General features: G+C 69.7%; 22 protein-coding genes and 1 pseudogene. 16 read left to right on the plus strand and 7 right to left on the minus strand.

The window, feature by feature from the left end; genetic code table 11:
- Positions 1–19 precede the first annotated feature (19 nt).
- Positions 20–1,501, minus strand: coding sequence for a gluconokinase (locus SM447_RS25050; protein WP_474575318.1), 1,482 nt, complete (start codon positions 1,499–1,501; stop codon positions 20–22).
- Between the two features lie 120 nt (positions 1,502–1,621).
- Here SM447_RS25050 and SM447_RS25055 point away from each other — a divergent pair, with 120 nt between their 5' ends.
- The gene (locus SM447_RS25055) at positions 1,622–2,737 is read left to right on the plus strand and encodes a MerR family transcriptional regulator (protein WP_474575319.1); all 1,116 of its coding nucleotides are present in this window, start codon (positions 1,622–1,624) and stop codon (positions 2,735–2,737) included.
- A gap of 102 nt (positions 2,738–2,839) precedes the next feature.
- Entirely contained in the window at positions 2,840–3,802 is a 963-nt protein-coding gene (locus SM447_RS25060; RefSeq protein ID WP_474575320.1) for an SDR family NAD(P)-dependent oxidoreductase, read from the plus strand.
- A gap of 45 nt (positions 3,803–3,847) precedes the next feature.
- Here SM447_RS25060 and pgi read toward each other — a convergent pair whose 3' ends face one another.
- Positions 3,848–5,482 (minus strand): glucose-6-phosphate isomerase, encoded by a 1,635-nt coding sequence (gene pgi, locus SM447_RS25065; protein WP_474575321.1) that lies wholly within the window; start codon positions 5,480–5,482, stop codon positions 3,848–3,850.
- 205 nt (positions 5,483–5,687) lie between these two features.
- On the opposite strand from pgi, the gene SM447_RS25070 reads away from it, so the two are divergent.
- Positions 5,688–7,142, plus strand: coding sequence for a glucose-6-phosphate dehydrogenase (locus SM447_RS25070; protein WP_474575322.1), 1,455 nt, complete (start codon positions 5,688–5,690; stop codon positions 7,140–7,142).
- A 72-nt stretch (positions 7,143–7,214) separates the two neighbouring features.
- On the opposite strand, the gene SM447_RS25075 is transcribed toward SM447_RS25070, so the two are convergent.
- Positions 7,215–8,657, minus strand: a complete 1,443-nt coding sequence (locus SM447_RS25075; RefSeq protein WP_474575323.1) for a cellulase family glycosylhydrolase — start codon at positions 8,655–8,657, stop codon at positions 7,215–7,217.
- Between the two features lie 192 nt (positions 8,658–8,849).
- Entirely contained in the window at positions 8,850–9,101 is a 252-nt protein-coding gene (locus tag SM447_RS25080) for a hypothetical protein (RefSeq protein ID WP_474575324.1), read from the minus strand.
- Between the two features lie 411 nt (positions 9,102–9,512).
- Here SM447_RS25080 and SM447_RS25085 point away from each other — a divergent pair, with 411 nt between their 5' ends.
- Together SM447_RS25085 and SM447_RS25090 are read left to right on the plus strand one after the other, a co-directional pair.
- Positions 9,513–10,253 (plus strand): flagellar basal body-associated FliL family protein, encoded by a 741-nt coding sequence (locus SM447_RS25085; RefSeq protein ID WP_474575325.1) that lies wholly within the window; start codon positions 9,513–9,515, stop codon positions 10,251–10,253.
- A 139-nt stretch (positions 10,254–10,392) separates the two neighbouring features.
- Positions 10,393–10,716, plus strand: coding sequence for a plasmid stabilization protein (locus SM447_RS25090; protein WP_474575326.1), 324 nt, complete (start codon positions 10,393–10,395; stop codon positions 10,714–10,716).
- Positions 10,717–10,810: 94 nt separating this feature from the next.
- Here the strand turns inward: SM447_RS25090 and SM447_RS25095 are convergent, their stop codons facing one another.
- Both SM447_RS25095 and SM447_RS25100 read right to left on the minus strand, forming a co-directional pair.
- On the minus strand, positions 10,811–11,083 hold the full coding sequence (locus tag SM447_RS25095) for a hypothetical protein (protein ID WP_474575327.1): 273 nt from the start codon (positions 11,081–11,083) through the stop codon (positions 10,811–10,813).
- A gap of 102 nt (positions 11,084–11,185) precedes the next feature.
- Positions 11,186–12,043: an aminoglycoside adenylyltransferase domain-containing protein gene (locus tag SM447_RS25100; protein ID WP_474575328.1), complete on the minus strand. Its 858-nt coding sequence runs from the start codon at positions 12,041–12,043 to the stop codon at positions 11,186–11,188.
- A gap of 146 nt (positions 12,044–12,189) precedes the next feature.
- Between SM447_RS25100 and SM447_RS25105 the strand changes: the two are divergent.
- The 3 genes and pseudogenes from SM447_RS25105 to SM447_RS25115 form a co-directional block, all read left to right on the plus strand.
- Positions 12,190–12,543 (plus strand): annotated as a pseudogene (locus SM447_RS25105) (MmcQ/YjbR family DNA-binding protein); the annotation flags it as partial.
- Between the two features lie 469 nt (positions 12,544–13,012).
- Complete coding sequence (locus SM447_RS25110) at positions 13,013–13,618, plus strand: response regulator transcription factor (RefSeq protein ID WP_474575329.1); 606 nt, start codon at positions 13,013–13,015, stop codon at positions 13,616–13,618.
- A 366-nt stretch (positions 13,619–13,984) separates the two neighbouring features.
- The gene (locus SM447_RS25115; RefSeq protein ID WP_474575330.1) at positions 13,985–15,733 is read left to right on the plus strand and encodes a fatty acyl-AMP ligase; all 1,749 of its coding nucleotides are present in this window, start codon (positions 13,985–13,987) and stop codon (positions 15,731–15,733) included.
- A gap of 79 nt (positions 15,734–15,812) precedes the next feature.
- Here SM447_RS25115 and SM447_RS25120 read toward each other — a convergent pair whose 3' ends face one another.
- Entirely contained in the window at positions 15,813–16,688 is an 876-nt protein-coding gene (locus SM447_RS25120) for an alpha/beta hydrolase (protein ID WP_474575331.1), read from the minus strand.
- 845 nt (positions 16,689–17,533) lie between these two features.
- Here SM447_RS25120 and SM447_RS25125 point away from each other — a divergent pair.
- The 8 genes from SM447_RS25125 (at position 17,534) to SM447_RS25160 (ending at position 25,396) form a co-directional block, all read left to right on the plus strand.
- Entirely contained in the window at positions 17,534–18,505 is a 972-nt protein-coding gene (locus tag SM447_RS25125; RefSeq protein ID WP_474575332.1) for a hypothetical protein, read from the plus strand.
- Positions 18,506–18,546: 41 nt separating this feature from the next.
- Entirely contained in the window at positions 18,547–19,425 is an 879-nt protein-coding gene (locus SM447_RS25130) for a diiron oxygenase (RefSeq protein WP_474575333.1), read from the plus strand.
- Positions 19,422–19,670 (plus strand): phosphopantetheine-binding protein, encoded by a 249-nt coding sequence (locus SM447_RS25135; RefSeq protein ID WP_474575334.1) that lies wholly within the window; start codon positions 19,422–19,424, stop codon positions 19,668–19,670. Before SM447_RS25130 ends, SM447_RS25135 begins: the two co-directional genes overlap by 4 nt.
- Positions 19,667–20,494, plus strand: coding sequence for a class-II aminoacyl-tRNA synthetase family protein (locus SM447_RS25140; protein WP_474575335.1), 828 nt, complete (start codon positions 19,667–19,669; stop codon positions 20,492–20,494). Before SM447_RS25135 ends, SM447_RS25140 begins: the two co-directional genes overlap by 4 nt.
- Complete coding sequence (locus SM447_RS25145) at positions 20,494–21,480, plus strand: NAD(P)H-dependent flavin oxidoreductase (protein ID WP_474575336.1); 987 nt, start codon at positions 20,494–20,496, stop codon at positions 21,478–21,480. The genes SM447_RS25140 and SM447_RS25145 overlap by 1 nt, the downstream gene beginning before the upstream one ends.
- Positions 21,480–22,346 (plus strand): alpha/beta fold hydrolase, encoded by an 867-nt coding sequence (locus tag SM447_RS25150; RefSeq protein ID WP_474575337.1) that lies wholly within the window; start codon positions 21,480–21,482, stop codon positions 22,344–22,346. Before SM447_RS25145 ends, SM447_RS25150 begins: the two co-directional genes overlap by 1 nt.
- 102 nt (positions 22,347–22,448) lie before the next feature.
- Positions 22,449–22,709 (plus strand): acyl carrier protein, encoded by a 261-nt coding sequence (locus SM447_RS25155; RefSeq protein ID WP_474575338.1) that lies wholly within the window; start codon positions 22,449–22,451, stop codon positions 22,707–22,709.
- Complete coding sequence (locus SM447_RS25160) at positions 22,706–25,396, plus strand: aminotransferase class III-fold pyridoxal phosphate-dependent enzyme (protein ID WP_474575339.1); 2,691 nt, start codon at positions 22,706–22,708, stop codon at positions 25,394–25,396. The genes SM447_RS25155 and SM447_RS25160 overlap by 4 nt, the downstream gene beginning before the upstream one ends.
- Positions 25,397–25,405: the final 9 nt, after the last annotated feature.

Below are 25,405 nucleotides of genomic sequence, written 5' to 3' on the forward strand. Positions count from 1 at the left end.
CAGCGACGGCGGTGGTTCTTCAGCGGCGCACGAGCGCGTCGTACACGGCGGCGAACCGCGCGCGCCGTTCGGCGTAGTGCTCGACGTGGGCGGGTCGGGGCTCGTACGTCGTACCGGTGGCCCGGGCCGCGCGGGGGACGTCGGGTGCCAGGACGTCGAGTGCGAGCAGTGCCGTTCCGCGCTGCGTGGCGCGCCGACGGGTGACGTGTGTGACGGGTCGCCCGAGCACGTCGGCGAGGATCTGGAGCCACTCGGGATGGTCGTTGCTGACCCGGCCCGCCGCCGCGACCTCCACGACGTCCGGCGCGGCGGGACGCAGTTCGTCGGCGACGCGCGCGTAGGTCATGGCCACGCCCTCGACGATCCCGCGGAACAGCGTGTCGGCGTCCGTGGCGGCCGACACCCCGCCGAGCACGGCGCGGGCCTCGCCGGCCCAGCCGGGCGCGCGTTCACCGGTGAGGTACGGCAACACCAGCGGTGTGGCGTCACTCGGTGGCGCGGTGAGCGCGTTCGTGAACTCGGGGCTGAGGCGCAACGTGTGCTGCGCCCAGCTGATGGAGCGGCCGACATCGTTGATCGCTCCGCCGAGCAGCGTGCGTTCCGCGTCGACCCGGTAGTTCCACAGCCCGAACGGAAGGGGGTCGGCCGGGCCGTCGAGCAGTACCCGCAGCGCGCCGCTGGTGGAGGTCGCCGCCGTCAGCACGGTGGCGTCGGTCGCCCCGGAGCCGATGTTGCTGGCCAGGCCGTCGGTGATGACCGGAAACCAGGCCGCCCGAGCGAGCGCGGGCCAACGCGCCGGGGCCACCGAAGCGACCGGCTCCGCCGCGTCGCGCGGCGCGGAGAGCTGCTCGGGGCCGATACCCCCGGCGGCGAGCAACTCGGCGTCGAGTTCACCGCTGCGCCGGTCGAGCAGGCCGCTCCACGCCACCGTGGAGGTTCCGGCCAGTGGGTGCCCGACCAGCCGGGCCAGGACGTACTCGCCAAGGGACCACCAGTGGGTGACACCGGCGAAGACGCGCGGCTGCGCGGCCGCGAGCCAGCGCAGGCGCGGGGCATGATAGCTCGTGTGCAGGCGGGTGCCGGTGCGCTGCTGCACCGCCTGCTCGTCGAGTTCCTCCCGCAACGCCGCGACCGCGTCGGCGCTGCGGGAATCGGCGTAGGTCAGGCAGGCAGTGAGCGGCCGTCCGGCCGCGTCGACCCCGATCAGCGAGGCGGCGAAGGTGTCCATCGCGACACCGGCGATCCGGCTGCCCAGCTCCGGATCCCCGGCAACGGTGTCGAGGACCTGCTCCACCTCGGCGGTCACCTGGTCGGGGTCAATGACCGAGGTGCCGTCGGGCGCGACCGTGAAGGCGTGCGGCACCTTGTACTGCAACCCCTGGACCCGTCGGCCCGACGCGTCGTGCACGCCGCCACGGGTGGCGGTGGATCCGATGTCCAATGCGAGGACCAGCGGATCCACCGCCGAGTCGAGGGCGACGTCATCGTCGATCGGGGTCATCGCGGTCCTCGTCGTCGACGGCACGGGTCACCGGCCACCATAGCCAATGCCGAACCGTCGAAGACCTGCCAGGAGCGGAGGGCTTGCCCCTGACGTGGCGTGATGCCACATAGTCGTGGCGTGGGGGAGAACCTGACCGTGGGACGGGTGGCCGTGCTGGCCGGCGTGACCGTCCGCACGCTGCATCACTATGACGAGATCGGCCTGCTGCGGCCGTCCGCGCGGACCTCTGCCGGGCACCGGGCCTACTCGGCGGGTGATGTGGAGCGACTGCGGGAGGTGCTCGCCTATCGACGGCTGGGGTTCGGATTGCGGGAGATCGCGAACCTGGTCGACGACCCGACCATCGACGCGGTGGCACACCTGCACCGGCTGCGCGTTCTGTTGTCGGAGCAGCGCGACCGCTCCGCTGCCATGGTGACGGCCATAGACAGGGAACTGGAGGCGCGGGCGATGGGGATCAGGATCACACCCGAGGAACAACTGACAGCGTTCGGTGCGCAGTTATACGAGTCCATCGGATCCGCGTACCCGGCGACGCGCCGCACCGAGCCGCGGATCGCCGCGCGCGTCTGGGACGCCCTCGGTGACGCACGGACGGTACTGAACGTCGGGGCCGGCACCGGCTCCTACGAACCCCCCGACCGTGATGTCACGGCGGTGGAACCGTCGGCGGTCATGCGGGCACAACGTCCCGCGGGCGCGGCGCCGTGTGTGGCCGCCGCCGCGGAGAGCCTGCCGTTCGAGGATCGGTCCTTCGACGCGGCGATGGCCTTCAGCACCGTTCACCACTGGCACGACCCGATCGCCGGGCTGCGCGAGATGCGGCGCGTGGCCCGCCGCGTGGTGGTGTTCACCCACGACGCCAGCGACACCGGCTGGCGTCACCGGTTCTGGCTCACCCGCGACTATCTGCCCGAGGTCGCCGGCCTGGTAGCCGGCCGCCCTTCGGTGGACCGGCTGGCCCACGCGATCGGGGCCCGCATGGAGCCGGTGCTCATCCCGTGGGACTGCGCTGACGGCTTCTTCGAGGCCTACTGGCGCAGACCCGAGGCGTACCTGGACGAGCACGTGCGCCGCGCGGTGTCGGTCTGGACCAGAGTCGGGCCGCAGGCCGAGCAACGGGCCGTGAACAAGCTCCACGAAGACCTCGCCTCGGGCCGGTGGACCGACCGCAACCGCGAACTCGCTGCCCTCGACGCGGCCGAACTCGGTCTCCGTCTCCTCGTGGCCTGAACCACCGGCCCGCTGTCACCGTCGGCCTGGCGCTCTTGGGAGTGATCGGTTCGTCCACGGGTAGATGGTCCATGTCGGGGTTGCCGCGTTGCGGGAGGTGTGATGGTCAGGCGTAGGACCTTCCGTGACGCCGTGGTGCTGATCACGGGAGCGTCGAGCGGAATCGGCCGCGCGACCGCGTTGGCCTTCGCCGCTGAGGGGGCCCGATTGGTGCTCGCCTCGCGCAGCCAGGAGGCCCTCGCAGGGGTGGCACACGACTGCCGGGCACGAGGCGGGCAGGTGCTGGTGGTGCCGACCGACATCGCGGACCCGGCGGCCGTCGAGCGACTGGCCCGGTCGGCGGTGCGGCGGTTCGGGCGGATAGACGTATGGGTGGAGGCGGCGGCCGTCGGCATTGCCGGGCCGCTGGGCGCTGAGTCGGTGGACGAGCTTCGTCGGCTGGTCGACACCAACGTGTTCGGCGTCGCGCTCTGCGCCCGCGCCGCCCTGGCCACCTTCCAGGCGCAGGGCAACGGGACCCTCGTGCTCGTCGGGTCGTTGCTGTCGCTGTTCCCCAACCCGCTGGTCCCGCTCTACTCCATGAGCAAGTTTGCCATCCGGGGCCTCGCCTTGAACCTTCAGCAGGCCGTCGCCGGTCATCCTCGGATCCGGGTCTGCCTCGTGCTACCGGGGCCGGTCGACACGCCCTTCTTCAAGCGGGCCGCCAACCACTCGGGTCGCCAACTGCGCGCCATCCCTCCCGCGTACGCACCGGAGCGACTAGCCGCCAAGATCCTCGCGTGCGCTCGCCGCCCGCGCAGGCAGGCGACAACGGGGGTGGTCGCACACCTGGCGCTGGTCGCACACCGCCTGGCACCGCGTGTCACCGAGTCGTTGGTCGCCCGGTGGAGCGCCGCGCTCCTGACCAGGCCGGCCCCGGCGGCACCCGGGTCGGGATCGCTGTCCGAGGCACCACCGACCGGAGCGGTGCACGGCGGATATCGTCGCGGCCGGATCCGCCGTCGGCTCGGCGAGTGGTTGGGCGTCGCCCCCCGAGCGCGTAGGAACCGGCCGGCCCCGGGCTGACCGCCAGGCACGCCTGGCAGCCGGCCCGGGAGTACCGAACCCTGCTCAGTCCCGGTGGCGCTGGGCGCGGTAGCGGCGGATCAGGGTTGCGGTGGAGGAGTCGACGCCGTCCAGGTCCGCCCGGTCGCCGGTGAGCAGCGGGGCGAGCTGGTTGGCCATCACCTTGCCCAGCTCGACGCCCCACTGGTCGAACGGGTTGACGTCCCAGATCGAGCCCTCGGTGAGCACGATGTGCTCGTAGAGGGCGACCAGTTGGCCGAGCGTGGCCGGGGTGAGCCGGTCGGCCACGATCGACGTGGTCGGATGGTTGCCGGCCATCACCCGGTGGGGCACCAGTTCCGGTGCGGTGCCCTCGGCCGCGACCTGCTCGGCGGTCCGGCCGAAGGCCAGCGCCGCGGTCTGGGCGAAGAAGTTCGACATGAACAGGTCGTGCATGTCGCCGATGTCGTGGTTGGGCTCGCTGAACCCGATGAAGTCCGCCGGCACCAGCCGGGTGCCCTGGTGCAGCAGCTGGTAGAAGGCGTGCTGGCCGTTGGTGCCGGGCTCGCCCCAGAAGATCTCGCCGGTGTCGTACGACACGGTCCGCCCGTCGGTGCGTACCGACTTGCCGTTGCTCTCCATGGTCAACTGCTGGAGGTAGGCGGGGAACCGGTGCAGGTACTGCGAGTACGGCAACACCGCGTGGGTCTGGGCGCCCAGGAAATTGGTGTACCAGACGTTCAGCAGGCCGAGCAGCACCGGTGCGTTCTCGGCCAGCGGAGCGGTGCGGAAGTGCTCGTCCACGGCGTGGTAGCCGGCGAGCATCTCGTCGAAGCGGGCCGGTCCGATGGACAGCATCACCGACAGGCCCACCGCCGAGGGCAGTGAGTACCGACCGCCCACCCAGTCCCAGAAGCCGAACATGTTGGCCGGGTCGATGCCGAAGTCCGCCACCCGCTGGGCATTGGTGCTGACCGCGACGAAGTGGCGGGCCACCGCGTCGGCGTCGGCGTCGAGGCCGGCCAGCAGCCAGCGGCGTGCCTGCTCGGCGTTGGCCAGGGTCTCCTGAGTGGAGAAGGTCTTCGACACCACCACGAACAGGGTGGTGGCCGGATCCAGGTCGGCGGTGGTGTCGTGGATGTCGGTGGGGTCGATGTTCGAGACGAAACGGCAGCTCAGACCGCCGTCGCGGTATGCCTTCAACGCCTCGTACGCCATCACCGGGCCGAGGTCGGAGCCGCCGATGCCGATGTTGACCACGGTGCGGATCCGTTCGCCGGTGTGCCCGCGCCACTGGCCGGAGCGTACCTTCTCGGCGAACTCGGCCATCCGTTCCCGCACGGCGTGCACGTCGGCCACCACGTCCTGTCCGTCGACGGTCAGCGTGGCGTCCCGGGGCAGCCGCAGCGCGGTGTGCAGCACCGCACGGTCCTCGGTGCCGTTGATGTGGGCACCGGTGTACATGGCGGCGATCCGGTCGGCGAGTCCGACCCGTTCGGCCAGGGCGGTCAGCAGCCGCAACGTCTCGTCGGTGACGAGGTTCTTGCTGTAGTCGACGTAGAGGTCGCCCACCTCGACCGTCAGGCGTCGGCCCCGGTCGTGGTCGGTGGCGAACAGCTCCCGCAGGTGCGTCCCGCGGATCTCGTCGGCGTGCTTGCGCAGGGCCTGCCACTCGTCGGTGCTGGTGACGTCCGCAGCCATCGGATCGATCGTCTCCTCGCAGGGTCGGCACGCCGCCGGCCTCGTCCGGCCGGCGGTGAGACCAGACTGCCACACGAAGATCCGCTCGCCAGCCCGACACGGCACCTGTCACGATCCGCACGGACCCGGGCGCGGTACGCGAAGAGCCGGCGAGTCCACGGGGGTCCGGTGTCTGTCGGTCGCCCGGACAGGGCATGGTGGTGGCATGACGACGTCGGCAACCAGCGCACCCGCAGCTGCCCCCGGAAGACCCGCCACCTCCGGCGTACCGCAGACCCTGCTGGTCCTCGGTGCCAGCGGCGACCTGACCGGGCGGCTGTTGCTGCCCGGCCTGGGTCGGTTGGTGGCCAGTGGGGCCGTGCCCGGGTTGCGCCTGATCGGCAGTGGCATGGACGGCTGGGACGACGAACGGTGGCGCCGGCGGGTGGCCGACTCCTTCGGCGCGGTCGGTGCGGTGGGTGCGGCGGAGTCCGAGGTGATCCGCGAGACGCGCTACCTGGTCGCCGACGTGACGCGCGAGGACGACCTGCGGCGGCTGCTGCGCGACTGCACCGGACCCTTGGTGATCTTCTTCGCGTTGCCGCCGCTGGTGACCGCCCGTTCGGCCGCCGCGCTGGCCCGCATCGGCGTGCCGCCCGGCACCCGGCTGATGCTGGAAAAGCCTTTCGGCGTCGACCGGATCTCCGCTCGTTCGCTCAACGACCTGCTGGCCACCCTCGTGCCCGAGGACCAGGTCCACCGCATCGACCACTTCCTGGGCAAGTCGACCGTACTCAACCTGCTCGGCCTGCGCTTCGCCAACCGGATCTTCGAGCCGGTGCTCAACTCCGCGCACGTGGCCTGCGTGGACATCGTCTTCGACGAGACTCTCGGGCTGGAGGGGCGGGCGGGCTACTACGACGGTGCCGGCGCGCTGGTGGACATGGTGCAGTCCCACCTGCTCCAGGTGCTGGCCCTGCTCGCCATGGATCCGCCACCGACCCTGCGGGCCGAGGAGGTGCGGGGCCGCAAGGCGCAGGTGTTACGGGCCACCCGGCTGTGGCGGGACGATCCGGCGGTGGCCAGCCGGCGGGCCCGGTACGTCGCGGGAGAGGTGGGCGGACGATCGTTGCCGAACTACGCCGACGAACCGGGCGTCGATCCCGCGCGGGGCACGGAGACGTTCGCGGAGCTGACGGTCATGGTGGATAACTGGCGGTGGGCGGGGGTGCCCTTCCGGCTCCGCTCCGGCAAGGCGATGGCCGCCGTACGGAAGGAGGCGATCATCACCTTCAAGCAGCCGCCCCGGGTGCCCGACGGCCTGATCGGCTACGAAGGGCCCGACCGGCTCCGGATCGGCTTCGGCCCGGACCGGCTCGGCCTGGACCTCAACATCAACGGGCCGGGAAATCCCTTCGAGTTGGAACAGGTGGAGCTGGCGGCGGACTTCGGTCCCGGCGATCTGCCCGCGTACGGAGAGGTGCTGCGCGGCGCCTTCGAGGGTGATCCGACGCTGTCGGTGCGCGGCGACGTCGCCGAGGAGTGCTGGCGCATCGTGGAGCCGGTGCTGGACGCCTGGAAGGCCGGCACGGTGCCGCTACAGGAGTACCGGGCGGGCTCCACCGGGCCGGCCGACTCACTGATCGGGCCGGTGCCCGGGTGCCAACCGCCGCCGCACTAGGTGTCCTGACCAGGCACCAGTGCGGCCCCGGCGGGGTACCCGCCGGGGCCGCGTGGTGGTGGTGCGTTCGGATCAGCTGGTGGGGAAGTTGTCCGGGGTGCGGATGCGATCGCGCATGAACGCCCCGGAGGCGGTGAGCACCGAGGTGCCGGTGTAGGTGCTGCCGTTGCAGGTGCCCGGCCGCAACGCCGCACTGCCCTCGGCCTTGTCGGAGAAGGTCCAGTTGGCGTAACCGATCTTCAGCCGGTCGAGCAGGTCGAGCCACTGGGCGCTGCTGGTCAGATCGACGCCCCCGTCACCGGTGTAGTCCACCGTGCCGAACTCGGTGACGAACAGCGGCAGCCGGGCGGCCGCCCGCTCCACCTCGGCCCGGTAGTTGTCCTTGTGCGACGCGGCGTAGAAGTGGAACGCGTACATGATGTTGCTGGCGTTCACCGGGTTGTTGACGATCTCGGTGTGGTTGGCTCCCTCGGAGACGCCCAGTGAGGACCAGGCGCGGGTGCCAACGATGATCACGGCGTCCGGATCGTTGGCCCGGATGACCGGGATGACCTGCTCGGCGTAGTTCTTGATGGTGGACCAGCTGACGCCGTTGGGCTCGTTGGTGATCTCGTAGATCACGTTGTTCTTCGCGGCGTGCCGGGCCGAGACGGCGGCGAAGAAGGTCTTGGCCCGCTCCAGGTTGTACATCGGATCGCCGGGCGTCAACGTGTGAAAGTCGATCATTGCGTACATCCCGCGCCGGGTGGCCTCCTCGACGAGGTTGTTGACCTGGTTGGTGAACCCGGTCGGGTTGGTCTCGTAGCCCTGCTCCTGCACGTACATGGCGATGCGGAACAGGTCGGAGCGCCAGTCGGTGGCGAGGGCGTCGAGCGAGGCGCTGTTGTAGCAGTTGCCGAACCACTGGATGCCGTGGCTGCTCATGCCGCGCAACTGGATCGGCCGGCCGTACTGGTTGCAGAGATTGACCCCGCAGACCCGGAGCTGCCCGTTGATCGCTACCGGGGTCTGTCCACCGGGCGGGGGAGTGGTGGGCGGAGGAGTGGTCGGCGGCGGCGTGGTGGGCGGCGGGGGAGTGGTGGGCGTGGTCGAGCCGGTGCACACCGTGCCGTTGAGGCTGAACGACCGTGGCGACGGGTTGGCGCCGGTGAAGCTGCCGTTGAAGCCGATGTTGGTGCTGGCGCCGGTGGCGAGCGAACCGTTCCAGCTCATGCTCTGCGCGGTGACGGCGCTGCCGCTCTGGCTCCAGGTGGCCGACCAGCCCTGGCTGAGTCGCTGACCGCTGTCGGGGAAGCTGAAGCCGAGGGTCCAGCCGTTGACCGCGTCGCCGAGGTTGGTGATGGTGACGCTCGCGGTGAACCCGCCGGACCAGCTGTTCGTCGTGTAGGTCACGGAGCAGCCGGTCGCGGCCATCGCGTTGGTGGTGGGCAGGGCCGTGAGCGCGCCGAGGGTCAGCGCGCCGACGGCGCCGGCCGCGACCAGCAGGCGTCGCAGGCGGCGTGGGGGATGCTTCATGGTGGACCATCGCAATCTGGTCGTGGTGGTGGGGGCACGGCACTCCGGCGACACCGGACGAGGAACCGGGAGCGCTCCCACGGCAGCCTACGATGCTTCGAAACGATGACGCAATATTTCGATACATCGAAGCCTTGGACGTGCCGCGGCCCCGGGACACCGTCCCGGGGCCGCACGAGGCGTCGGTCCGGCTCAGTCCTCGCCGGCAGCCCGTCGCCGGTCGGCTTCGGCATCGGCGGCCCCGACGGGCGTCGGATCGCCGTTCCGTCGTGCTGCGCTCAGGTCGATGTCGGCGCCGGCCCGTACGGCGTCGGCCGCCGCGTCGTCCGCGCCGACCAGTTCGCCGGTGCCGCTTCCGGTGCCGGTGTCGGTGTCGCCCTCATCGTCGATCAGCTTCCCGTTCGCGGTGAGCGCGATCGGCGTGTACCTGGGGTCGGTGGTCATGTCGTCCTCCTCTCCGGTGTCCGGTAGGTACCCGCCGTGCGCCGCCGGCACACCGTGACCGTCGCGCGCCGCCGGCACACCGCGCCCGGCACACGGCGACCGCCGTCCGACGTCGGTCGTCCGAGCGGTGGTCGGGAGGCGATGGCGTGCCGACTTGCGCTGCTCACTACCCTGACTCTGATCATCTGCCAGCGAACCTCTCGACTTTGACAAGGGCATCAGATGAGTGACAGCCACCCTCCGTACGGCGGGCAGCAGCCGGATCCGAACGCAGCCCCCTGGGGCACACCGCCGGGCTCCCCGGTCGGTCCGCCGGTTCCGCCGGGCTCTCCGGTCGGTCAGCCGCTTCCGCCCGGGTCCCCGGTCGGCCAGCCCGGCGCGCCCGGCTACCCCTCGCCGTACGGAGCGCCGGTGCCGCCTCCGCCTCCGCCGTACGGCGTTCAGCCGACGAAGTCCTCGAACAAGGGCCTCTGGCTCGGTCTGGGAATCGGTGCCGCCGTGATGGCGGTGCTCGTCGCCTGCGGCGGCGTCGTCGGCTTCTTCCTGCTCGGCGACGACGACGATCCGACGCCGGTGGCGGGACCGCAGAGCAGCGTGCCCGCCGCTCCGAGCGACGCACCGTCGATCGTGCCGCCTGCCGAGGAACAGCCGGACAACAACAACGCGGTGACGGCCCGCAATTCCAGCGACATGTCCGCCGTGTGCGAAGGCAGCCCGATCCTCAACGCCGCCCCGTACACCGGCGCGAAGGGCACCAAGGTCTACACCTTCGCCAACTCCCCGGAGCGTCCGGAGTCCTGGCTGAGCAAGTCGGTCGGCTTCGACAAGCCGTACTACGCCAAGACCGCGGACTGGGCGTCGGTCTCGGTCGTCGGCTGCCTCACCTTCGAGCAGGGCAGCGAGGGCAGCCCCCGGAAGTGCCAGTACAAGGACCGCGACGACAAGCAGGTCACGGTCGACTACGTCTCCTCGCGCTACACGCTGACCTTCTACGCCGCCAAGACCGGCGAGAAGATCGGCGAGGGCGGGCGGGTCAACGCCCCGGCGGTGCGCTGCCCGAGCTTCATCTCCTACAACAAGGAGACCATGAAGGCGTACGCCCAACCGGACAGCGGCGCCATCGAGGTGGCCTTGGACAAGTTCACCTCCTGAGGCACCGGCAGCCGGGAGCGGCGGGGCGGAGACACGTCCGCCCCGCCGCTTCCGCGTCCGCTGCGCCGGCCCCGGCGTTTCGACCCCCCGGGTGCAGGGCACCTGACCACCGAACACTGTCGGTGGAGGGAGGCAGGCCATGCCCGCAGGATCCAGCCCGAAGAGAGAACGGCAGTACGAGCACATCAAGGCGAGCGCCAAGAAGCGCGGCGTCTCCACCAGCCGGGCCGAGGAGATCGCGGCCCGTACGGTGAACAAGGAGCGGGCCCGCTCCGGGGAGTCACGGACCGCCAGCCGGTCCTCGGTGGACGACGTGTCGTCCGGTCACCGGGGTGGCAAGCGCTCGCACCGTGGGGCCGGCGGACGCACCAAGGAACAGCTGTACAACGAGGCGAAGAAGCGGGGCGTGAAGGGCCGCTCGTCGATGTCGAAGGCGGAACTTGAGAAGGCCCTGTCCCGCTGAGCACGACGGCCGGCTGAGCACGAAGGCCCACCGGCACCCGACGGCCCGCTGCGTACGACGACGCGGTGGGCCGCCGCCGTCTCCGCAGCCGACGTCATCCTCGGGACAGCCCACGCGCCGCCAGATAGCCCAGCGCCGCGCCGGCCGCCGCCGCCAGCACGGTCATCGGCAGCCGTGCCTGGCCCGGCACCAGCAGCGCCGCGACCGCCGCGGCGAGCACCATTCCGAGGACAGCCGCCCGCCTGGCCCGTAGCCGCATGCGCCGCCGGAACTCCTCCGCGGTCAACGTCACCACCACCCCTCCGCCCCAGCCGTGCGCCGCTGCCGCTCGTGCCGGCTGTACCGGGACGCCTCCGGTGCGGAACATGTGCCCGATCATCACTGGTCTATTCGTCGGGAGGCCGCCAGGAAGCGGCGAGGGCGTCGGGGAGCGGCGAGGGCGCGGAGAAGGGGCGAGGGTGTCGGGCGGCTACGACCCGAACTTCCTCCACCGCCCCTCGGAGACCACCTCGACGGAGCCGTCGACGACCTCGATGGCCGTCTGACCCAGACCACCGATCCGCCACCCGCCGTCGGTGGTGGTCTCGCGCAGCACGGTGTCGAGCAGTTCGGCTATGCCGTGCTCGTCGATGTTGCCGGTGGGATCGTGCTGGTACTGCTGGACAGCCTGCCGGATGACGGACAGCGAGGGTCGCCGGCCGAGTGCCCACTGTGCCGCCTGGGCCTTGGAGCTGTGCACCCGCTCGACCGAGAAGTGCCACATCCGGCAGGCGGTCAGCACCATGAAGGCAGCGTTCTCGGCGTCGTCGGTGCGGGCCCGCCAGCTCAGCAACCAGTGCCTGGCCCGGTCGATGATCCAGTCAGCCGGCACCGGCGCGATCACCTCATCGGGTGCGGCCCCCCGGAGGGTGCGTCCGTTGGCACGCGCCATGGACAGCTCGGCGAGCAGATCCGGATATTCCGCCACCTGACGTTCGGCCTCGTAGGCGACGGACGATCCGTCGTGGCGGCCGAGGTGTGCCTCAAGAGGTGGCACCGGGCCGGGTGCCCGGGCGACCTGCGCCATGACGATGTGCAGGTCGATGCCGACGGCGGTGCCGGCACCCGCCTGCCGGACCATGCGTTCGAGGGCGGCTGCCTGCGGAGCGCTGAGGTTGTCGGCCACGACGGTGAGCAGGTCGATGTCGCTGCGGCCGGCGCGGAACCCACCGCCGGTCAGGGATCCGTACAGGATCACCGACCGGGTGGCTGCGCCGACGATGTCGGCGATGCGGGCAGCGAGCACCTCGGCGGCGGACAGGGCGGGCAGTTCCTCGGCGCTGACCATGGAGGCAGTTCTACGCGGTGTCATGCCTCGGAGGAAGCCGGCAAGCGACAAGTCCGCGGGCAGGTGACGTGGCCGACGCGACTGGGATGTCGCAGTCGACGGATAGCCTCTCCGTATGGCGCGTCCGGTGTTCGGGGGGAGAGTCGATGGTTGACGCCGGGGACGTTCGTCGGTTGGCCCTGGCGTTACCGCACGCCGTGGAGATCGATAGCGAGGGCTTCGACTTCCGGGTGGCGGACAAGGGCTTCGTCTGGTCCTACCCCGAGCGTCAACCGGGCAGGCCGCGGATCATCCGCACCGACATCGCCGTGCTGTACGTGGGCGACGAGGCTGAGAAGCAGGCGCTGCTCCTCGGTGAGCCGGCACTGTTCTTCACCACGCCCGCCTACGACGGGCTTCCTCTGGTGATGGTGCGCCTGGCGGCGGTCACCGTCGACCGGCTCGAGGAGCTGATCACCGACGCGTGGCGGATGCGGGCGCCGGCGGCACTGCTCGCCGAGGTGGGTGAGGACCCGTCCGACGGCCGCAGCGGGCAGCCTGCCGCGACGGCACATGATCTCGCCGCGCGGGCACCCTGGACATCCGACAACGGCTCCGGGTCCGGCTGAGCGCCGGTGTCCCCAGGACACATGCGGATCAACGATTGTTAACCGCCGCCTCGGGCGGTCTGGTTCCCGCAGTCAAACAACGCAGCATAGCGCGGCTCAACCGACCGCATAAGGTCGAGCGTGGTCGTGATCTTGACAGCCGCCTGGTCCGATTCGTGCGAGGACAGGAGCTATCGCGAATTTGACACTGTTGCGCCTGCGGCAATCTTGATCCATCGAATGTCCGCAGCGGGAGCAATTCCCACGTCGGTGGGGTGTCGGATATCGACCTTTCGATTTTCGTACGCGTGTGACATTATGACGTCGAGCGTGCGCGCTGGGCCCCCAACGGCGCGGTCGGGGAACCGTCTGGAGGGAATAAGTGGCAATCGACGTTCTGGTGTCCGACGTTCTGCATCTGTCCCGTTTCGCGCTCACTGCCCTGTTGGCGCAGGAAGAGGAGATCCGTGTCGTCGGATCCATGAGTAACTATTTGGACGCATTGGAGTTCGCCGAGCTGCACAGGCCCGACGTCGTCATCATCAGCTTTCAGCGCGAGGAGAGCGACGCGGTCGCGTTCGCCGAGAAGGTGGCGAGCATCCCGGGGTGTCGGAGCATGCTGCTCGCGACGTCGTTCACCCGGCCCGTCGTGCGGCGGGCATTCGCGGGAGAGATCGCGGGCCTGGTGCAGCGCGATGTCCCGCCGCGCCAGTTCTTCGACGCCATCCGGCGTATCCACCTGGGTGAACGGGTGTTCGACGCGGAGTTGACGGTGGCCGCCCTGGGCAACGGGGGTTGCCCACTCACCCCACGCGAACTCTCCGTACTGAGCTACGTCAACCATGGGGACACGGTCGGCGAGATCGCGGCTCGGCTGCGTCTCTCCGAGGGAACCGTGCGCAACTACCTGTCGTCGGTCGTGACGAAGCTCAAGGCCCGCAACCGCATCGACGCGCTGCGGATCGCCAGAGAGTCGCACTGGATCTGACCACTCCGCGTGATGCGGTCAGCCGCCTGCCGGTGCGGTACTCGTACACATCTTGTCTGATTGCTTTACGGAAGCTTTCCGTACGGTTATCGAGACTTCCGGCTACCGGGGTGTCGGCGGTGGCGTTCGCGATTTCTGCCGGGGGATCCTCGCGGTCGCCGGCATAGCGTGCCGGCGACCGTTGAGGGAGTCTCGGCAGCGTCTCCTACTGCTCTTCTAATACCGGGGGTATGCGATTATCAGCACTGTCAACGGCCCCCTGGATGGCTCACCGGCGTCGATGCCAGCCGCGCATAGCAGGGATTCTTCGCCTGTTGGCGGCATGTGGGGGAATTGTCCACACCGCGGGGAGAGGAAACCGGGGCAATGATGGATTTGTCGCGCACCGCGAGCGCCGCCGCGGCGATCCGCGAGCACGCCCGTTCGAGTCCGGATCGCACCGCGCTGATTCTGATCGACGACCCGGAGCGCGAGGACGGCGACCTGCGTTGGTCGTTCGCGCAACTGGACGCCGAGGCAAGACGGGTCGCGGCGTGGCTTCAGGCCCACCGTCCGGCCGGCGACCGGGTGCTGCTGCTGTATCCGACCGGCTTCGACTTCGCCGCAGCCCTCGTCGGCTGCCTCTACGCCGGGATGGTGGCGGTTCCGGCACCGCCGCCGAGGCGGTATCCCCACGAACGGTCGAGGGCGAGACGTATCGCGGAGAACGCCGCGGTGTCGACGGTCCTGACCGACACCGCCAGCCGTCCGGCCGTCACGGAGTGGGCCCGGGCGATCGGGCTGACCGACGTGCCCCTGGTGGCCACCGACGGCGATCTCGTGCCGGTTGCCGACTCGTGGTCTCCGGCCGAACCGGACCACGAGACCCTCGCGATCATCCACTACACCTCGGGCACGACGGCCGAGCCCCGAGGAGTGCTGGTCACCCACGGCAACCTCCTGCACAGCGTGGAGAGCCAGCGCCGAGTGGGCAGGCTGACCACCGGAACCAGGCTCGGCGGCTGGGTCCCGCTGCATCAGGCCATGGGCCTCTTCGGCCACCTGTTGCCTGCCCTGCTGGTGGGCGGTGGCTGCGTGCTGATGCGACCCGCCGCCTTCATCAGGAACCCGCACCACTGGCTACGCATGATCGACAAGTACGACGTCCACACCTCGGTGGCCCCGGACTTCGCCTTCGAGATGTGTCGCGCCAGGATCACCGACGACCAGGTGGCCGGGCTGGACCTGTCCCGGTGGCGGATCGCTGCGAACGGGGCGGAGCGGGTGCACGCCGAGACGCTGGAGGCGTTCGGAAAGCGGTTCGCTCCGGCGGGACTTCGCCACGACGCGGTCGTCCCGTGCTACGGCCTGTCCGAGGCGACGCTGTTCGTCTCCGCTGACCCGTTCCGCGAGGCGGTCGTGACCAGGGTGGACGAGCATGCGCTGGAGCAGCAGCGCTTCGTCCCCTCCGCGGCGGGCCACGGTGTGGTCAGCTGTGGCACGCCGCGCGACGTCGAGGTGCTGATCGCCGATCCGACCACCGGCGGGCCCTTGCCCGCCGGGGCCGTCGGGGAGATCTGGGTACGCGGTCCCAGCGTGTCCAGCGGCTACTGGCGCGACGACGTCGCCGATCCGACGTTCACCGTCGACGGCTACGTCCGTACGGGGGACCTCGGCACCCTGCACGAGGGCGAGCTGTACGTGACCGGGCGGAGAGCCGAACTGCTCGCCGTTGCCGGACGCTGCCTCTACCCGCAGGAGATCGAGCGGACGTTGCGGGCACGCCACCCAGGGCTGGGAATCATCGGCGCGGTGTTCACGGTGCCGTCCCGCGAGCCTGGCTCCGGCAACGCGCTGATCGTGGTGTCCGAGGTCAACGGGCGTCCCGCCGAGAGTCGTCTGCGTGAGCTGGCCGCCGAGATCGCCCTGACTCTCACCCGTGAGTTCGGTGTCCGCCCCGGCGGGACGGTCCTGCTGCGCCGTGGCGGCGTCCGACGCGCCACGAGTGGGAAGGTCAGGCGTCCGGAGATGCGCCGGCTGTTCCTTGGCGGCGAGCTTAACGCGGTCTACGCCGACTGCGATTCGAGCGTCGTCGAGGCGCTGCGGTCGTGGCGGCGGGGACCGGTCGGGGTGTGACGTGCTCGCTCGGGCGGCCGGCGTACAGGGCGCCTGCACGCCGGTCGTGGGCGACTCTCCGGGGCCGGTTTCCCACGGCTCAGTTCGGCGTCGGGCGGCCGGTGGACCCGAGGACGGCGTCGAGTTCGCGGATGACCTGCTGCGCGTTGGTCGCCGCCGCGGGCACGATGTCCTGGATGAGGAAGGCGCCGTGCACCAGGCCCGGTCCGGGCACGTGGTGGACGGACACGCCCACGGATCGAAGTTTCTCGACCAGCTGCTCCCCCTCGCTCTGCAGCGGGTCGAATTCGGCCGTGGCGACCACCGTCGGCGGCAGGCCGTGCAGGTCTGCGCGCAGCAGGTCGACTGCAGGATGACTCCGGTGACGTGGATCGGGAAGGTACTGCTCGTAGCACCAGGCCAGGTCGTCGACGGAGAGCAGGTATCCGTCGGTGTGCGGGCCGGCCGAGGCGATCCGCAGGCTGGGGTCGACGGGCGGGTACATCAGCAGCAGCGCGGCGAGGTGCGGGGCCTCGTTGTCACGGGCGTCGAGCGCCGCACCCAGCGCGAGGTGGGCACCGGCACTGTCGCCGGCGAGAACGTGGTCCCGGCCGGGAAACACCCGGCTCGTCCATCGCACGGCCGAGATGGCGTCGTGTAAGGGCGTCGGGTACGGAAACTCCGGTGCCCTGCGGTAGTCGGCGGAGACGACGACCGCGCCCAGCGACGCCGCGAGCATGCGGCACGCCCAGTCGTGGGTGTCCAGGTCACCGGTCACCCAACCACCGCCGTGCAGGTAGGTGACGACCCGGTTGGTGTCGGACTCCGGGGTGTACACCCTGGACCCGATGGAGGTGCTGTCGGTGCTGTCGATCTTCTCGTCCACCGCAGCGACCGTGGCGTACGCGGCGTCACCGGCACGCCCGGGGCGTACGGCGCTCTCCCGGTAGCGCTCGCGGGCCCGCTCGACGGACATCGCGCGAATCGGGGTCGGCGCGCCGTCGGCGTGCTGCCACGCGATGAGTCTGCGGAGTATCCGATCCAGCGGCATTGTGCTCCTCGATGGACTCGTTGGATGAACTGCGACCGCCGACCCGTTTGTTCGGGATCCCGCCGCACGGCATCCCGAACAAGGGATGCGTCGCCTGCCGCACCATACGATACCGGCGCTCGTTCGGAATACGGCAGTGAGGAATGCACATCGGCCATGCCTCGGGTGTCGTCCACGAGACGCCGGCAGTTCCGCTTATAGTCGACAATCCGACGCTCGGGTAAAACAGGGGCAAGGCGCCCGTCCGCTCATGCAACCTGCAAAGCAGAATATGCGGTCGGTTCTCGCATCCGACGACGTGCGGAGATCTGTTGTAAAGGGACGCCTTGGCCGCTGCCGCGCCCTTCATTCCTGTCGGATATCGATCAGCGGGTGTGACATCTGCCACATTGATTGCGCGTGTGGCGATGGTCGTGCTGGCCTCCCACAAAGCCGTTGAGTCGGGTCTGAGCTGGTCAGACTCTACGCGAAAACGTCATCTGCCGAGGTGTGGGAGCGCTTTACTGGCAAACGCTGCGGGAGGCTCGTCCGGTAGTTCGGATGAATCGTCGTACTCGTGCGAAGCGCACAGCCTTATATGCGAAATTAACAGATGGCGGGCCGTCGAACAGGTGGTAGCGTGCGTTGGTGTTCCGCGGGGCCGGTCAGGCCCGGCAGAATGCTGCAAACCACACTGATGGCCCGCCAACGGGCGCTTCGTATTCCTCTGCGGTCGTGATCGGTGCCGACGCCGGTCCACGGCCCGGTTGAATCTGCCTGGGAGGCAGTCCGTGCCACAGCAACAAGTGACCGCGTGTCCGCCATGGGAAAAGGTCGCCGAAGCGATCGAATTCGTACCCGTCCAGTTCTCCCGCAAGACCCAGCCGGAGTCCGTGGCACGAGAGATGCTGCACTGTGAACCGGCCGACGTGGACCGGCTGGTCGACGCCGGCCTGCCGGCAGAGGACCGTGACGGCGTACGTCATTTCGACCCGAACGACCTCTACAACCTCGGCATGTACTCGGGCCGGTCGAACACCCAGCCGGAGCTGGCGTTCCGGATGCTGTTCCGGTTCGCGGGACGGCCGGTCGATGATCTGCTGCGGCCGAAGACCTGGACGTTCCGGGTGCGGCTGGAGTGCCACGACTGCGCCGGGACGGCGCCGTGGCGGCTGGAGGGGCCCGACGTGGGCCGGTTCGGCGGTCGTGTCGAGGGGGCCACGCCGCTGACGCCGGGGCAGGGGTCGACGGAGTACGCCGCGACCGTCACCACCACCGGCGCGCGTACGCCCCTGGTGTCCCCGATCCTGCGGCAGTTGACCCGGGACTATCTGCACGCGGGCTATCGCTGGCAGATGATCCCCGTGCCGATGCAGGCCGACTACGCGCTCGTGCACGAGCTCGGGGTGACGAGCTGCATCGCGGCCAGTCTGCTGCTGGCCGAGCGGTTCCGCGCCGCGGGGTACCGCGCCGAGGCGAAGCGGGGATGGTTCACCGGGGTGCTCGGCGGCGCGCTCGATCTGCCGCACGCGTGCGTCGAGGTGGAGGACGACGACGGGGTGTACAAGATGGTCGACATCGCCAAGGCGCAGCTCGCGGCCCGGCTGTCGGCGGACACCGAACAGTTCCAGGAACTGTGTCTCGGATCGGTCTACAACAAGGTCATCCCCTCCACCGCATCCGGCAACGAGTCCTTCGGCTATCACGAATGTGGTTCGCCGCAACCAGTCCTGTCGCGTGCCGACATTCGGTCGGCGCGGTGAACGCGACGTCTTGAGCCACCTATCGGGGAGGACGAGTGGCAGTGGCGGTACGAGAGATCGAGCCGATCGAGCTTGAGCTGGACCGGCTGGAGCACATGGCCGAGTCCGGGTACTACAACCCGTACACGTTGTTCGACTGGCCCGAGGCCATCGAGCCCGACATGCCCTGGATGAGCGAGAGCCTGACCACCCTGGCGGGCACGCCGATGTGGGACGAGCTCACCCGCGCGCAGCAGATCGCGCTGACCAGGTACGAGGCCATCAACTTCTTCAGCCTCAACATCCACGGCATCCGAGAGCTGATGAGCGAAGTCGTGATGCGCATCCACGAGCGGACGTACGCGAACGTCTCGGAGTTCCTGCACCACTTCATCGGTGAGGAAAACGAGCACATGTGGTTCTTCGCGCAGTTCTGCCTGCGCTACGGCGGCAAGTTGTACCCCGCGCAGCCGACGTTGAAGGCCGACTCGGTGGAACACCTCTCACCGGTGGCCCGAGAGCTGGTGGTGTTCGCCCGCATCCTCATCTTCGAGGAGATCGTCGACCACTACAACGCCCACATGGCCACCGACGAGTCGTTGCCGCACATCGCCCGTGAGATCAACCGGGTGCATCACCAGGACGAGAGCAGGCACGTCGCGTTCGGGCGGATGATCTTCACCAACCTGCTCGGCCAGGTGGCCCGGCGCGACCCGGACGAGGTGCCGCTGATCGCCGAGTACCTGGAGAGCTACCTGCAGTACAGCATCGCCACCCTCTACAACCCCGCGGCCTACCGGGACGCCGGCATTCCGGACGCGTTGGCACTGCGGCGGCGTGCGCTGGAGCATCCCGCCCGACACGCGGCACACGAGCGGATCCTCAAACGAACCCGCAGCTTCCTGACGAAGGCGGGCGTGGGCAGGGAACTGGTCAAGTGAGGACCGAACCGATGCAGGCGGTCCGGGAGTTCATCCTGGACCGCAATCCCAAACTCGAACAGCTGGCCGACGACCTCGACCTGATCGACAGCCGTGCGATCAACTCGCTGGCTTTCGTCGAGTTCATCTTCCTGCTGGAGGAGCTGACCGGCGAGTCGATCGACCCCGAGGAACTGGACCTCGACGACTTCCGCACACTCAACGCGATCGGGGCGCGGTTCTTGAAGCAGAAGGCGGCGTCATGACGACCGTGACCGACAACGGCTTGAGGGTTCTCGACGGTGCCCAACTGCGGTTGCTGCGGGCGATCGATGCGGTTTTCCGGCGACTGGGGGACGGTTGGGGAGCTGCAGAGTTCCGGTTCCCGTTCCTGCTGCGTACCCGGGACTTGGACACCTTCGACTACTACGACAACTTCCCGCACCTGGGGTTGGCGGCCGCTCGGCTCGATCCGGCTCAGGTCGGTGCACTGCTTACCGAGGCGCCCCGGCCGTTGGAGCGGGTGCCGGCGGACGTGCTGCGGCCAGCCGAGTTCGCACTGCCGTCTGCCGCGTGCTACGCGATCTACCTGGATCTGGCGGGCTCGGTGCTGCCCTCCGAGGGAGTCGTACGGACCACCTTGGGCACGTGCTTCCGCAACGAGGACCACTACGACGGCCTGCAGCGGCTGCTCGGCTTCTCCATGCGGGAGATCGTCTTCGTCGGCCAGGAGGAGGGGGCCAAGCAGCACCTCGGCCGGGCCAAGGAGGCGGTGCTGGCGCTGTTGGCCGAACTCGGCCTGGAGGTCAAGCTCGAGGTGGCCACGGACCCGTTCTTCGACAAGAACAGCGGCAAGGCGAAGATGCAGCGGCTGTTCCCGGTCAAGGAGGAGTTCGTCGTCGACGGCCTCGCCATCGGCTCGGTCAACTACCACCGGAACTTCTTCGGTGAGCGGTGCGAGATCCAGGCGGGCGACGACACCGCCCACACCAGTTGTCTGGCATTCGGCGTCGAGCGTTGGGTGCACACGTTGACGGCACGCTTCGGCGACGTCGAGGCCGCGTTGTCCGCAGTGGAGAGCCTGGGCTGATGCGGTCGAGCGTGGCGACGGTACTCGGCACCGACGTGGCCCTGCTCCAGTCGGGCATGGGCGGGGTCGCGGGCACGGAGCTGGCGTGCGCGGTCTCCAACGCGGGTGCCGCCGGCTGCGTGGGCGGCTACAAGCTCATGGGCGAGGCCCTGTCGGCGATGTTGGGCCGCTTGGTCGCGGGGACGTCGCGCCCGGTGGGCGTGAACCTCATCCCGGAGGTGGTCGGCCCCGACGATCTTGCCCGTCAGGTGGCGCAGGTGCTCGCCGAGACGCCACCGCACGTCTACGTGTCGCTCTTCGGTATGCCCGGGGAAGCCGTGTTCGAGCAGGTCGCCGCGTCCGGCCGGGCCCTGGTGGTCCAGGTCGGCACCGTCGAGGACGGTGTGCTGGCGGCGGAGCGGGGCGCCGTCGTGGTGGCGCAGGGCATCGAAGCGGGCGGGCACCTGCTCGGAGTCTCGCGCCGGGACGAGTTGGTCGCGGGACTGCGAGACCGACTGCCCACCGCCTGCATCGTGGCGGCCGGCGGGATCGGTTGCCCCGCCGACGCCGAGCAGGCGGTCACCGCCGGGGCCGACGGCGTGCTGCTGGGAACGGCCTTCGTCGTCGCCCGGGAGTCGCGGGCCCATTCCCACTTCAAGGCCGCGGTCTGCGCGGCTGACGGTGACGACACGGTGATCACCGACGTCTACGAGATCGGCTGGCCGGGTCGGCGACACCGGGTGCTGGCCACGCCGGTCACTGAGGACCCGAAGCAGCCCAGGAAGTTCATTGGTCGGACGGTGGTCGAGGACCGCGCGTACCTGGTGCCCCGCTTCAGCGCCGCGGTGCCCACGGTCGCGACCACCGGCCGGATCGAGGAGATGGCGATGTACTGCGGCTCGGCCTGCGGCTCCGTTTCGGACGAGCCGTCCGCGGCCGACGTCGTCGCCAGCTTCGCCGGCGTCCTTCCTGCTGCTCAACACATCGACGGAACGAGGGGGTTGTGATGTCTGCTGGTGAGGTTCTTGAGCGTCTTGAGCTGACGTATCGCGAGGACGCGGTCCGTGTTCGGGTGCGGGAGGGTGTTGAGCTGTACTACGAGTCCACCGGTGAGGGGCCGGTGATCACGACGCTCAACAATTTCTTCATGACGACTCCGTCGTGGCGGGTGTTCACGGACGAGTTGGCTGCCAGCCATCGTGTCGTGAGTTATGACCTGTGTGGTCACGGGCAGTCGTCGCATCCGGAGAAGTATCCATCATGGGACGACCACGTCGAGGATCTCGTCGGGTTGCTGGATGCGTTGGGGATCGAGCAGACGTATTTGTTGTCGACGTCGATCTCGACGGTGCTGGCGCGTGATGTGGCGTTGAAATATCCGGACCGGGTCAAGGGCATCGTGTTGGCGGGTCCGGCCCTTGGTCCTCGTGGCATGCGGCGTCATCGTCAGGTGCAGCGGGCGTGGTTGTTGACGTTGGAGCAACACGGGATGGCGGCGCTGTACGGGCACCTGTATCCGGAGGTGTTCGGCGCGGACATGATCGAGGAGCTGGGTGCGCCGGGTTTCCTGGGGTTGCGGGAGAGTTTCCTGGCGTTGTCGACGAAGGATGATCTGGTCAATGGGTTGAATTTGGCGTTGACCGGGGAGACGAGTGCGGATCTGTTGGGTCGGATCGAGGCGCCGACGCTGGTGGTGATCGGCGATGACGACGTCTTGTTGAGTCCGACGGGGGCCCGGGAGCTGGCGGAGAAGTTTCCCAATGGCCGTTACGAGATCATGCCGAGGGCGGGGCATCTGCCGTTCCTGGATGACGCGGCGGGTTTCCAGGCGTTGGTGGCCAAGTTCGTCAACGAGGTCGAAACCCGTGCCTGACCATCTGCCGGTCGCCACAGCCCGGTCGAGCCGTTCCCGGTCAACGGGGCGGCTGCCGAGGCACCGGGCAGGAATGCGCGTTGCGTGAGGAGGGGGAGCGCAATGGATCGCGATGTGCTGGAAAAGGTTGACGAGCTGTTCCGTCGTCGGTTGCAGGTGCCCGAGCTGGATCCGGACACGCCACTGGCGGACTACGGCCTGGACTCGGTGCGGTCGATCGACCTGATCGTGGAGATGGAGTCCCTCTTCGAGGTGCAGGTGTCCGACGGGCAGGCGGCGTCGATGCGGACGTTGCGTGACGTCGTCGACCAGGTCACCGCCTCGATGACGGTACGGGTCGGTGACGGGATCGGCCAACCGTGAGCAGCGACCTCGATTTCGGCCGCTACGCCCGCCCCGAGCTGGGCCGCCTCTTCCAGGCGCTCCACCTGGACGTGGCCTACCGCCACGGCCGGGGCGACCATCTCACCCCGGAGCTGGCGGAGGGTGCCGAGACCGCCGACCAGGTGCTCGACCTGGTCGGCGGTGCGGGCGCGTCCCTGTTCGGGCACAACCACCCGGCGTTGGTCGCGGTGGCCCGACGGTGCCTCGACGAGCAGATTCCGTTCAACGCCCAGGCGAGCATCCGGCCGGGAGCCGCCGCGCTGGCGGCGAAGCTGTCGGAGCGGGTGCGGGCCACCACCGGCGCGCATTACGTCGTCACGCTCGGATCCACCGGCGCGGAGGCGGTCGAGGCAGCGGTGAAACACGCCGTGGTCGAGCGGCGCCGGCGGCTCGGCGCGTTGCAGGAGGAACTTGAGCGGTCCCTGCGCCGGCTGCGCCGCGACGGCCTCACCGACGCCGCGTGCGTGAGCGGACCCGCCGCCGGTCGCCACTGCGGTGAGGTGGTCGCCGAGGCGGCCGAGAAGGTCGCCGAGCTACTTCGGGCCGAGCCGGTGCTGGTCTCGCTCGAGAACGCCTTTCACGGCAAGACGACGGCCGCGGGTGTGCTGACGCACGGCTCCAACGTGCCGGAGGACCTGCACGTGCCGGGACCCCGGCGCGTCCGGCTGTCCGACTGGGGACCCGAGGCGGTGGTGGGGGCGCTCGACGAGCGGCTCGTCGAGGTCTGCACCGTCACCGTGGACGCCGACGGGGTACCGCATTCCGCGGCCCGCAGCCTGTCCCCGGTAGCTGCCTGCTTCGCCGAGCCGATCCAGGGCGAGGCCGGAGTGCACGAGGTTCCGGGGGAGACCCTGGCCGCCCTACGGGCGCTCGCCGACCGGCACGAAGCCGTGCTGGTGTTCGACGAGATCCAGTGCGGAATGGGCCGCACCGGTACCTTTCTGGCCTCGGAGCCGTCCGGTGTGGTTGCGGACTACTATCTGTTGTCGAAGTCGCTCGGCGGCGGACTGGCCAAGATCTCGGCCATGATGGTGGCCGCCGACCGCTACGTCGCTGACTTCGGCCGGCACCACACGTCCACCTTCGCCGAGGACGACTTCTCCGCACTGATCGCCGCGGCCGCACTGGACCTCTACGACACCTACCGCAGCCGGATCGCCGCGACCGGTGCGGAACTGCGTGACCGGCTGGCCAAGGTCGCGGCCCGGTGGCCGGAGGCGGTCGTGGAGGTGCGTGGCCGAGGGCTGCTCATCGGGGTGGAGTTCAGCCTGCCCCGGCCGGAGTCGGCCCTGCTGCGCGCCGTCTTCGACGCCGAGTCGCTCGGCTTCCTGATCGCGGGCCGGTTGCTGCATGCGCACCGCGTCCGGGTCATGCCCACCCTGTCCGCTCCGACGACCGTACGCGTACAGCCGTCCGCCCTGCTGGAGCCGGCGGACGTCGAGCGGGTCGTCGCGGCGTTCGACGACGTGGCCGGCCTGCTCGCCAAGGGCGACTACGCGACGTTGCTGTCGCACCTGGCGGTGCCGCCGACCGGAGCCTGGCGGTCACGTCAGCACGTGCCGCAGTCGCCCCGGAGCCGGCGGACACGCCACGGCGGGGAGGTGCCGCACGTGGTGTTCCTCGCCAACCTCGACAATGCCGCCACGGTCCGCTCCCTGGCCCCGGAACTGGCGGAGTGGTCGGAGGGTCAGTGCGTCGCCGCCCTGGAACGGATGCGTGGCGAACTCGACCCGTTCGAGGTCGTCCGGCACCGGGTGGCGTCGGAGACCGGACGGGTGGCCGACCTCAGCGTGGTGGCGGTGCCGTTCACGGCCGCCCAGGCGGTCGACGCGCTGCGCGCCGGGCAACGTCCCTGGCTGTGCCGGACGGTGCTCGACGCGGTGGAACTGGGTATCGCCCTCGGTGGCGACGTCGTGGGCCTGGGCGGCTACACCTCGATCGTCACCAACGCCGGCCGGGACGTGGTCGAGCACGAGGTGAAAGTCACCTCCGGCAACTCACTCACCGCCGCCTGCGCGTACGACCTGCTCCAGCGGCACCTGACCAACAGCGGTCCCGGCACGCGCCGGGTCGGCCTGGTCGGCGGCATCGGCAACATCGGCGCGGTGATGGCCGACCTGGTCGCCCCGCACTGCGAGTCGCTCGTCCTGGTCGGCAGGCCCGGTTCCGGGCGTCGACTCGCCACGGTCGCCAAGCGGGTGGCCCACCTGGTCGACGTCTCCGTCGCCGAGGACCTCGACGCGCTGCGCGACTGCCCGATCGTGGTCAGCGCCACGAACTCGGCCGACCCGGTCATCCTGCCGTCCCACCTGGCGGCCGACCGGGACGTGCTCGTCTGCGATCTCGCGGTGCCCGGCGACGCGCACCCGGCGGTGGCGAACCTGCCCAACGTCACGCTCGTTTCCGGTGGCCGCGTGCGGCTTCCCGGTGGACAGACACCACACTTCCCCGGCATCACGCTGCCGCCGGGAATCGTCTACTCCTGCCTGGCCGAGACCATCCTGCTGGGCCTGGAACCGGAGGCGGCAAGCCCTTCCTACGGCGGTCTCTCCGTCACCGGCGTGTTGGCGGCTCTCGAACTGGCCGGTCGACACGGTTTCCACCCCACCCGCATCACCGCGGCTGACATTTCGACGCTGCCGTGGGTCGCGCACCCACCGGCCTGACAACCGACC

The organism is Micromonospora aridisoli (assembly GCF_056150025.1).